Origin of the sequence: Microcoleus sp. POL10_C6 (assembly GCF_036701585.1) — a bacterium.
In the GTDB taxonomy this organism is placed as follows: domain Bacteria; phylum Cyanobacteriota; class Cyanobacteriia; order Cyanobacteriales; family Microcoleaceae; genus Microcoleus.
On sequence record NZ_JAUBRB010000103.1, the window covers coordinates 1 to 8,679 of the forward strand.

Sequence of the window (8,679 nt, forward strand, 5' to 3'; positions counted from 1 at the left end):
TATATTTAACTCTGCTTGAATATATCGTGAGCTCCTGTTCTTAGTTTGCGATCGATTATTCAGCAAACCCTAATTAAGAAAAGTAAATTTTAGTGTTAATTTTATTGCCTTTTTATGAATAGATTATTTGTCCATCACATACAGTTAAGAAAAGTAAATTTTAGCGTTAATTAAAAGAGTATAGTTTGCAAGTGTGATAATTTATTAGTATAAGATAAAATTTCATCAATTTAAACAAGTAAAGAAAATGGTTCTCAAATACTTAGACCAAACTTTTTTAGGTTTCCAAGGATACATTCAGCACTCTGCCACAGGTAGGCTATTGGGCATAACCGCCGCACCTGTGTACGCACATCTAGTAGACCAATGGATTATTCGTACATTGAATTCTACAGCAGTCAAAACTGTCATTAACAAGGCTATGGATGCTGTAGTCAGCTTACAGTTTCGGCATGAACTGGCTAGTAGTGTCTTTATCGATCACAAATCTTTCCCTGACTTGTTCGAGGTGTTGTCTCATTGTGCAAAAACTCTCGAAATCCCCATGCCCCATGCAGTCACGAGGCAAGGTGGTGACTTTTTTAACGCCTACACTGTAGGGACAGATGAATATGCCTTAGTTTATATTTCGCCTGGGCTGTGCCAGTTTTTTTCTAAAGAAGAAGCCTGGTTTGTAATGGGGGACGAATGCGGACAAATTGCTGCTGATCACGCTATATACCATACGCTAGTTCAGATGTTAACAGATGTAATTACACCCTATCTGGGCTTCATTGGTAATTTGTTACGCGCTACAGCAGGCATATCTTTGCCTACCAACCCTATTGCTAGCTTTTCAGGGTGTCCGAGGCACTTCTCACCCTACACGAACGAAGCTTATTGAGATAGGTGCAAGATGTCAGCTTGCCAAGAACGAACAAACTGAACGCCTGTAACCACAAAAAGAGGATTGGGCAATGCTATTAAAAACTTTTGTGACGATAGACGGTAACGAAGCTGTTGCTCGCGTTGCCTACCGACTCAGTGAAGTTATCGCAATTTATCCTATTACACCGGCTTCAACGATGGGGGAATGGGCGGATGCCTGGTCATCTGCTGAACAGCCTAACGTGTGGGGAACTGTTCCCTCGGTTGTGGAAATGCAAAGTGAGGCAGGCGCAGCCGGAACGGTTCATGGAGCGTTGCAGGCGGGAACGTTGACTACAACGTTTACGGCTTCCCAAGGCTTGCTGCTGATGATTCCCAATTTATACAAGATTGCGGGTGAACTAACGTCTGCGGTGATTCACATTGCGGCCCGATCGCTAGCGGCACAGGGACTTTCGATTTTTGGCGATCACAGTGATGTAATGGCAGTCCGAGGAACGGGCTGCGCGTTGCTTTGTTCAGCCTCGGTGCAAGAGGCGCAAGATTTGGCGGCGATCGCTACTCGTGCCACACTGGAATCTCGTATTCCCTTCCTCCACTTCTTCGATGGTTTCCGCACGTCCCACGAAATTCAAAAAGTGGAACTGCTCTCCGATGATGATTTACGCGCTTTCATTCCGGATGAACTGATTCTGGCGCATCGCGATCGCGCCTTGACACCCGATCGCCCAGTGATTCGCGGTACAGCCCAAAATCCGGACGTTTATTTCCAAGCGCGGGAAACGGTTAACCCATTCTATAACGCCTGTCCAGGTATCGTACAGCAGGCGATGGATGAATTCGCACAACTAACAGGGAGACAGTATCAACTCTACGAATACTACGGCGATCCAGCAGCGGAACAAGCAATTGTATTGATGGGTTCGGGTTGTGAAACCGTGCATGAAACGGTGGATTACTTGAATGCTCGCGGCGCAAAAGTAGGTGTACTGAAAGTGCGGTTGTATCGACCATTTGATATCAATCGATTTGTTGCTGCACTGCCCGAAAGTGTAAAAGCGATCGCTGTACTCGATCGCGCCAAAGAACCAGGCAGCACGGGTGAACCATTATATCTTGATATCCTGAGTGCGCTAGTTGAAAGCAACCGTCGGACTATTCAGGTAGTCGGGGGTCGTTACGGTCTATCGTCTAAAGAATTCACCCCTGCAATGGTGAAGGCTGTATTTGATAATCTGACAAGTGACGGGCCACGAAATCATTTCACTGTTGGCATTAACGATGATGTTACCCATACATCATTAAACTACGATCCCAGCTTCTCCACTGAACCCGATAACGTAGTGCGAGCAATTTTCTATGGTTTGGGTTCCGATGGGACAGTGGGCGCAAATAAGAACTCAATCAAAATCATTGGCGAAGAAACAGACAATTATGCTCAGGGTTACTTTGTCTATGATTCCAAGAAATCCGGTTCTGTTACGGTTTCCCATTTGCGTTTTGGTCCAGAACAAATTCGTTCAACTTACCTGGTTAGCAGTGCAAATTTTGTCGCTTGCCATCAGTGGGAATTTGTAGAGAAATTCGATCTTTTGGGAGCTGCAAAACCCGAAGCTGTTTTTTTGCTCAACAGTCCCTACAATCCAGAAGAAACCTGGATGCGATTACCAGAGCGCCTGAAGGCGCAAATTGTTGAGAAGCAGTTGAAGTTCTACGTGATTAACGCTTCTCAGGTGGCGCGTGAGACAGGCATGAGCAGGCACATCAACACCGTGATGCAGGTTTGTTTCTTTGCCATTGCAGGCGTGTTGCCCCGTGAAGAAGCGATCGCACGCATCAAGCAATCCATCCGCAAGACTTACGGCAAGAAGGGTGAGGCGATTGTTGAAATGAATTTGAAAGCGGTCGATCGCACCCTGGATAATCTATACGAAGTCGAGTATCAGAATTATCAACAATCTGCTATTCCCACTCAGGTAGAAGAATCGCCCTCCCCGGTTTCCGATACTGCCCCAGCATTTGTTCGAGACGTGCTCGGCAAGATGATGGCACGGCAGGGAGATGATCTTCCAGTGAGTGCTATGCCGATTGATGGCACTTATCCCAGTGGTACCTCCAAATGGGAGAAGCGCAACATCGCCGAGGAAATTCCGGTGTGGGATGCCGATGTGTGCGTGCAGTGCGGCAAATGCGTGATGGTGTGTCCCCATGCCGTAATCCGCTCCAAAGTGTATGAACCCGAAGCACTCGCAACGGCACCGGAAACGTTTAAGAGTGCCAATGCCAGAGACCATGACTGGACGAATCTGAAATTTACGATTCAAGTGGCGGCTGAAGACTGCACGGGTTGCGGGATTTGTGTCGATGTTTGTCCGGCAAAGAACAGAGCCGAACCCAGGAAGAAAGCAATTAACATGGCTCCCCAGTTACCCTTGCGAGAACAGGAACGGGAAAACTGGGACTTCTTCCTCAACTTAGCGAACCCCGATCGCACCAAACTGAATTTGCACAAGATTGCTCAGCAGCAGATGCAGGAACCCTTATTTGAGTTCTCCGGTGCCTGTGCGGGTTGCGGCGAAACGCCCTACATCAAACTGGTAACGCAACTGTTTGGCGATCGGATGTTAGTGGCGAATGCGACAGGATGCTCATCTATCTATGGGGGTAACTTGCCAACAACCCCCTGGACGCACAATGCGGAAGGGCGCGGGCCCGCATGGTCAAACTCACTATTTGAAGATAATGCAGAATTTGGCTTGGGCTTCCGAGTCGCGATCGACAAGCAAATGGAATATGCCAGAGAACTCCTGCAAGAGCTATCGAGCAGTATGAATGGCAGTTCCCCAATTCCGGTTGACTTAGCATCCGCCATTCTCAATGCAGAACAAAAGGACGAAGCCGATATCGTCGAGCAACGCGAACGGGTAGCTATCCTCAAACAACACCTAGAGGAATGGTGCAATCAGTTAGAGGGAGAGCAAAATCTCAAATCTAAAATCCCAACTCTAAAATCCCTCGCCGATTACCTAGTCAAAAAGAGCGTCTGGATGATTGGTGGTGACGGTTGGGCCTATGACATCGGCTATGGTGGACTCGATCACGTCATTGCTAGTGGTCGCAATGTCAACATTCTGGTGTTGGATACAGAAGTGTATTCCAATACAGGTGGGCAGATGTCCAAAGCCACACCCAGAGGTGCGGTTGCGAAGTTCGCCGCCGGAGGTAAGCCTGCACCCAAGAAAGATTTGGGACTCATGGCAATGACCTATGGCAGTGTCTATGTTGCCAGTGTCGCGATGGGAGCGCGGGATGAACACACGCTCAAAGCCTTCCTGGAAGCGGAATCTTACAATGGCCCTTCGTTAATTATTGCCTACTCGCACTGCATTGCTCACGGCATTGATATGACAACGGGAATGCAGCAGCAGAAGGCGGCAGTCGAATCGGGGCGGTGGTTGCTCTATCGTTACGATCCGCGTCGGACTGAACGGGGTGAAAATCCACTGATTTTGGATTCGCGATCGCCCAAGATATCGGTTGAGCAGGCGATGTACAGCGAAAATCGCTTCCTGATGCTAACTCGCACTAAACCAGAAGATGCGAAACGATTAGTAGAACTTGCTCAGGCAGATGTCAATACTCGTTGGCAAATGTATCAATACTTGGCAGCCCAGCACCAGGGCCAACCCAACGGGCATCACGACGCAAACTCTGTTCCTCCCAACAGTGACAAACAGTCAGAACCTGCAAACCAGTAAACACTATTGTAGGGGCGCACAACCGTGCGCCCTGAAATTGGGTATTCTTCTCAGGCATCGTAAGAAGGAGAAATCATGAATTTAACCACAACTTATATGGGATTGGAATTGCTATCGCCCCTGGTGGTTGGTGCAGCCGCTCCTCTAACCGAAGATATCGATAATATCAAGCGAATGGAAGATGCTGGAGCTGCAGCCGTCGTCCTGCACTCACTCTTTGAGGAGCAAATTGAGCAGGAAATGTTCACAATGCACCACCATCTGCAACAGGGTACCGAAAGCTATGCTGAAGCACTGACCTACTTTCCTGAACCCGAAATTTTTCATGTAGGGCCTGCGCTTTATCTAGAGCATATTCGCAAAGCCAAAGAGAGAGTGAATATTCCCATCATTGCCAGTCTCAACGGCTCGACTTTAGGAGGTTGGACAAACTACGCCCGTCAGATTGAGCAAGCTGGAGCGGATGCACTGGAACTCAACATCTACAACATTCCTACCGAAATTCATCTAACAGGTGAAGCGATCGAGCAGCAATACTTAGATATTCTCAAGGCAGTGAAAGCGGTTGTGACAATTCCGGTTGCCGTGAAACTCAGCCCTTATTTCACCAATTTAGCGAATATGGCAGACCGATTGGCGCTAGAAGGAGCAGATGCGCTGGTGTTGTTCAATCGCTTCTACCAGCCGGACATTGATGTGGAAGAACTGGAAGTGCGACCCAACGTTCTTCTGAGCACTCCTCAAGCGATGCGTTTGCCGATGCGGTGGATTGCGATCTTGTATGGGCGCATTGCTGCTGATTTTGCAGCAACAAGCGGCATTCAGAAAGGGGTTGATGTGGTGCGAATGTTAATGGCAGGAGCAAAAGTGACAATGATTGTGAGTGCTCTGCTGCGGCATGGGATTAACCATCTCCTGGAGATTGAACAGGAACTACGGCAGTGGATGCAAGAACACGATTACACTTCCGTCCGTGAAATGCAAGGCATCATGAGCCAATGTTACTGCCCGAATCCTAGTGAGTTTGAACGGGTGCAGTACATGAAAGCGATTCAAACCTACATACCCAAACCTCCTGTACTGGCTGAAACGGCTTATGTTGTTTATCAGCAGGAGGATTGAACGGATGAAATTTGTTGACGAATATCGGGACGCCCACCTTGCTCAGCAGTACGCTGACGCGATCGCCTCCACCGCCACCCGTCCCTGGAGGATCATGGAAATCTGTGGAGGACAAACTCACTCAATTGTTAAATTTGGCATTGATACTCTTTTACCCAAAACAATCACCTTAATTCATGGCCCGGGGTGTCCCGTATGCGTCACATCGGCTGAGATTATTGATGAAGCGATCGCACTAGCTGCCCTACCGAACGTTATCTTTTGCTCCTTTGGAGATATGCTGCGCGTGCCTGGATCGGCGATTAGCGATATCGCCTCTAGTCCCTCTGATTTACTCACAGTTAAAGCATTGGGTGGCGATGTCCGCATGGTTTACTCTCCATTGGATGCCCTGAAAATCGCTCAAAACAATCCTGACAAGCAAGTTGTATTTTTTGCAGTTGGGTTTGAAACAACCGCCCCAGCAACCGCAATGGTAGTATACCAAGCGTACCAACAGGGAGTGACCAACTTTTCACTGCTGGTGTCTCATGTGCTTGTTCCTCCAGCAATGGAAGCGATTTTATCCTCTCCAACGTGCCAGGTGCAGGGCTTTCTGGCGGCAGGGCACGTTTGTACGGTAATGGGGTATCAAGAGTATGAAGCGATCGCGCCCAAGTATGGCGTTCCAATTGTAGTCACGGGATTTGAACCTATTGACATTTTGCAAGGAATATACTTGTGCATCAAACAACTGGAAGAGGGCACAGCAGAAGTTGAAAATCAGTATGCGCGATCGGTTCGCAGGCAGGGCAATGAAGCAGCACAGCATCTCATCCAGGACGTGTTTGAAGTTGTCCCTCGCTGCTGGCGTGGCTTGGGTGAGATTTCTCAAAGTGGGTTAGGACTGCGCGAACAGTATGCCGCCTTCGATGTTCACAACAAAGAACTCCTCCCCATCTCGCCATCTCCCCATCCGCCTGTTTCCTCCGAATGTATCAGCGGACTCATCCTGCAAGGCATCCGTAAACCTCATGATTGTCCAGCCTTCGGCACTCGCTGTACTCCCGAACATCCTTTAGGGGCACCGATGGTTTCCTCGGAGGGAGCCTGCGCTGCCTACTACCGTTATCGACAGCGATCGCCAGTAACACTAAGGTAAGGCAGAGGGCAGATGGCAGAGGGCAGAAGGAAAGAAAGAAGAAGATAAGGTCTAGCAGTTGCCAAGGCGATTAGGACTCGCGATAAATGATAAAACCTTTACCAGCCAATCTTTTCCCTTGGAGCCTCCTGCCCTCTGTCTTTTTCACGTTTTAAGTTTATTGACAGTTGCCACCATGATTTTCTGCATTTCTTCTACTTCATTTATGAGAGGAGTGAATAACTTATTATCAGCTAACTTTACCCTTTGAGCGATTATTAACTGTGTATCTAGTTCTCTTAAAGAACCTAAAGATATATGAAGAAAGTGAAGGTATTCATTTTTAGTACGTCTGCCATAACCTTCAGCAATATTGGAAGCAACAGAAACGGCGGAACGTCTGACTTGGCTGGTTAAACCATAAAGCTCTGATTTTGGAAAATGTTGCGTTAATTCGTAACATTTAACCGCTAAATCGACACTTCTTTGCCAAATAAATTGTTCTCTGTAGCTCATAAGGTTGAAGGAAAAAGTTTGAATTATTTACATACTACCGCCTTCTTGTTACTTCTCCTTCCTTCTGCCCTCTGCCTCCTGCCCTCTGCCTTTTACCTCCTCCCAGAAGCTTATTTCAATGCCATTTCACTTTACCCTATCCTGTCCGATTCCAATTCAGCAGTACCCAACCATACTCCTCGCACACGGGGGCGGTGGGCGATTGATGCATCAGTTAATTGAGCAGATGTTTCTGCCGATTTTCGGCTCACCGAATGATGTTCAACATGATGCCGCTGTCTTGTCGCTCTCTAGTAATCGCATCGCCTTCACCACTGATTCCTATGTCGTGCGTCCTCTATTCTTTCCCGGTGGTGATATTGGTTCGCTAGCCGTTCATGGCACAGTCAACGATCTAGCAATGGCAGGCGCACGCCCACTCTATCTCAGCTTGGGCTTCATTCTAGAAGAAGGACTGCCGATGGAAACGCTATGGCGCGTTGTCCAATCTATCAAACAAGCTGCTGATTCCGCCAACGTCAAGATTGTGACTGGTGACACTAAAGTGGTCGATCGCGGAAAAGGAGATGGTATTTTTATCAATACCGCAGGTGTTGGCATTCTCGAACATAATCAGAGAATTAATCCCACCTCAGTTCAGCCTGGGGATATCATTCTTCTGAGTGGAGATGTTGGCAGACATGGAATTGCCATTATGGCAATGCGTGAAGGATTGGAGTTTGAAACAACCATTGAAAGTGATTCAGCTTCTCTAGCAGATTTAGTCGGTGAACTTCTGAGTGCGAACATCGAAATTCACTGCTTACGGGATTTAACGCGAGGTGGGCTAGCCAGTGCACTGAATGAAATCGCATCAGCAGCAAATGTAGCGATAAACATTGACGAACAAAAAATTCCCGTGCGTGAGGATGTTCGCGGAGCCTGTGAACTCTTGGGACTCGACCCGCTATATATTGCAAATGAAGGACGATTCATCGCATTTGTCCCCTCTTTTGATGCAGAACGAGCACGGGGGATTATGGAGGCCGATCAGGAAAAGAGAGGAGACGCAAAAACAGCTTGTGCGATCGGTGAGGTGAGAGAGCAACCCGCTAAATCTGTCATTCTCAACAGCAAAATTGGAGTCGATCGCCTCCTGGAAATGTTGAGCGGTGAACAGCTTCCGAGAATTTGCTGATTCCAGTGAAGTTGAGAAGGGAAGCTCACTGATATGACTAAGTAAGTAGGGTTTGCTGAATAATTGATCGCAGACCACTAGCAGGAGCGATCGATATATTCAAGGTGAGTTAAATATAA

The 8,679-nt window shown here is 47.8% G+C and carries 6 protein-coding genes; 5 read left to right on the forward strand and 1 reads right to left on the reverse strand.

The window, feature by feature from the left end; translation table 11 throughout:
- Positions 1-247 precede the first annotated feature (247 nt).
- The 4 genes from QUA34_RS29290 to hypD all read left to right on the forward strand — a co-directional run bounded on the left by QUA34_RS29290 (position 248) and on the right by hypD (position 6,888).
- On the forward strand, positions 248-883 hold the full coding sequence (locus QUA34_RS29290) for a M48 family metalloprotease (RefSeq protein ID WP_333390956.1): 636 nt from the start codon (positions 248-250) through the stop codon (positions 881-883).
- Between the two features lie 73 nt (positions 884-956).
- Entirely contained in the window at positions 957-4,625 is a 3,669-nt protein-coding gene (nifJ, locus tag QUA34_RS29295; protein ID WP_333390958.1) for a pyruvate:ferredoxin (flavodoxin) oxidoreductase, read from the forward strand.
- Between the two features lie 75 nt (positions 4,626-4,700).
- Complete coding sequence (locus QUA34_RS29300) at positions 4,701-5,747, forward strand: dihydroorotate dehydrogenase-like protein (protein ID WP_333390961.1); 1,047 nt, start codon at positions 4,701-4,703, stop codon at positions 5,745-5,747.
- 4 nt (positions 5,748-5,751) lie between these two features.
- A complete protein-coding gene (gene hypD / locus QUA34_RS29305) occupies positions 5,752-6,888 on the forward strand; it encodes a hydrogenase formation protein HypD (protein ID WP_333390962.1) in 1,137 nt (378 codons plus the stop codon).
- A gap of 144 nt (positions 6,889-7,032) precedes the next feature.
- On the opposite strand, the gene QUA34_RS29310 is transcribed toward hypD, so the two are convergent.
- Positions 7,033-7,383, reverse strand: coding sequence for a four helix bundle protein (locus tag QUA34_RS29310; RefSeq protein WP_333390965.1), 351 nt, complete (start codon positions 7,381-7,383; stop codon positions 7,033-7,035).
- A 118-nt stretch (positions 7,384-7,501) separates the two neighbouring features.
- On the opposite strand from QUA34_RS29310, the gene hypE reads away from it, so the two are divergent.
- Positions 7,502-8,560 carry a hydrogenase expression/formation protein HypE gene (hypE, locus tag QUA34_RS29315; RefSeq protein ID WP_333390967.1) on the forward strand — a complete coding sequence of 353 codons (1,059 nt, stop codon included), beginning with the start codon at positions 7,502-7,504 and terminating at the stop codon, positions 8,558-8,560.
- Positions 8,561-8,679: the final 119 nt, after the last annotated feature.